The 1,722-nt window shown below is 69.5% G+C and carries 2 protein-coding genes; one reads left to right on the top strand and one right to left on the bottom strand.

Annotated features, from left to right (window positions below; translation table 11 throughout):
* Positions 1–114 precede the first annotated feature (114 nt).
* On the top strand, positions 115–609 hold the full coding sequence (locus ACFV1W_RS40575; RefSeq protein WP_380422595.1) for a hypothetical protein: 495 nt from the start codon (positions 115–117) through the stop codon (positions 607–609).
* Here ACFV1W_RS40575 and ACFV1W_RS40570 read toward each other — a convergent pair.
* The gene (locus ACFV1W_RS40570) at positions 575–1,357 is read right to left on the bottom strand and encodes an IS5 family transposase (RefSeq protein WP_380422593.1); all 783 of its coding nucleotides are present in this window, start codon (positions 1,355–1,357) and stop codon (positions 575–577) included. The two genes, ACFV1W_RS40575 and ACFV1W_RS40570, sit on opposite strands and share 35 nt — an antisense overlap.
* Positions 1,358–1,722: the final 365 nt, after the last annotated feature.

Genomic DNA, 1,722 nt, shown 5'->3' with positions numbered 1-1,722 from the left:
AGAAGCCGTTGTCTTTCCGAGAGTGACGGGTGCGTTTCCGCTGGTCAGGAATAGGGATGGTGTTTTGGCGGCAGGGACGGGGTGTCGTGTCGTCTCTTCGGTGGAGGTGCCGGGATGCCGTCGGTGATGGGATTGCTGGAAGAGCGTGAACGCGCCGCTCGGCGGCGGGTGGAGGCTCTTCAGGCCGAGCTGCGGGAGGCGGAGGCCGTGTGGGAACGGTTCGTGATCACCCGTGAGACGGTGGCCGAGGTCCTGGCGGAACCTCGCGCAGGCGGGGAGATGCCGCCGGTCGTGGTGGCCGGCGAGCGGACGGTGCGGTCTGCGGCGGCGGTGCCCGGCTCGGTGGTGCCGCACTGGCGGGAAGGGCTCGTCCCGACGGTGCTGGCGCCGGACTACCGACGGATCATGGACATCCTGGCCGGTGGCAGCGGGTCGGGCGGGGAGACGATGGACTGTCGGCAACTCGCCGTGGCACTCGGCCTGGAGCAGGTCCCGGCGAAGGTGGAGGGGGTGCGGTCGAAGGTGAAACGCCTGGCCGCGCGGGGCTGGCTGATCGAGACGAGCCCGGGATTGTTCAGCGTGCCTGTCGGGCGAGGCGGCGGCTCATGACCATGCTCATCGACCATCGGATCACCGCCTCCGAGCTGTCGGTGCGCGTCTCGTAGTCGCGGGCGAGGCGACGTGAGCGCATCAGCCACGCGAACGTCCGCTCGACCAGCCACCTCTTGGGCAGCACGGTGAACCCGGCGACGTCGTCGTTGCGTTTGATCACGCTCAGCACGATCCGCAGGACGTCGCGGGCGAAGTCGACCAGGCGCCCGGTGTAGCCGCCGTCGGCCCACACCAGCGTGATGCGCCAGTGCCGCTGACGCAGCCGGGCCAGCAGCGTCCCGCCGGCCTCGCGGTCGGTGACGGAGGCCGCGGTGACCAGCACCGTCAGCAGCAGCCCGAGGGTGTCCACCACGATGTGACGCTTGCGGCCGTTCACCTTCTTCCCGCCGTCGAATCCCCGCGTGGTGGCCGGCACCGACGCGGCGCCCTTCACCGACTGCGCGTCGATGATGCCCGCCGTCGGCTCCGGATCGCGGCCCGCCGCCTCGCGGACCCGATCCCGCAGCCGGTCGTGGAACTCGCCGACCAGGCCCTTGTCCCGCCAGCGCCGGAAGAACGCGTAAACGCGGTCCCATGCGGGGAAGTCCGCAGGCATCGCCCGCCAGGTGATGCCACCCGCGACCAGGTAGCGCACCGCATCGACCATCTGCCGGTGGCAGTAGCCCTCCGGCTGCCCACCCCTGCCCTCCAGCCATCCCGGCACCGGCATCGCGTCGCGCACCACCGCCCATTCCATGTCACTCATGTCGGACGGATACTTCGGTCGTCTGTGCGGCCGGTCTCCGGCGTTCCCGAACCGGTGCGCGAGACAATCACACTCCAGAGCAGCCGAGTTGGAGCCGACCGGCGCAAGGGCGTACAACTGCGACAACAGGGCCTCCTGGCGTGCTCAAGGTCTCGACAACCCCGAGCTGCACCAGAGGCCCTGTCTTCATGCTCGGCACGCGGCAAGATCACCCGACCGAGCTGCCGCAATCGAACTCACGCTCACCGCGATTGGTATGACACGGCCGACCAGGCCACCGAACCGAAGCCGCCTGGAGCCGCCCGTTGACCGTGCTCGCGGGCTCACTTCCGAACGCTCTTCGACCAGTCACCGTTGAAGCGATA

The sequence above is a fragment of the Kitasatospora sp. NPDC059648 genome (assembly GCF_042734825.1).
Lineage (GTDB): Bacteria > Actinomycetota > Actinomycetes > Streptomycetales > Streptomycetaceae > Kitasatospora.
The sequence above is the reverse complement of the archived record's forward strand: the minus strand, read 5'-3'. Positions and strand labels throughout refer to the sequence as shown.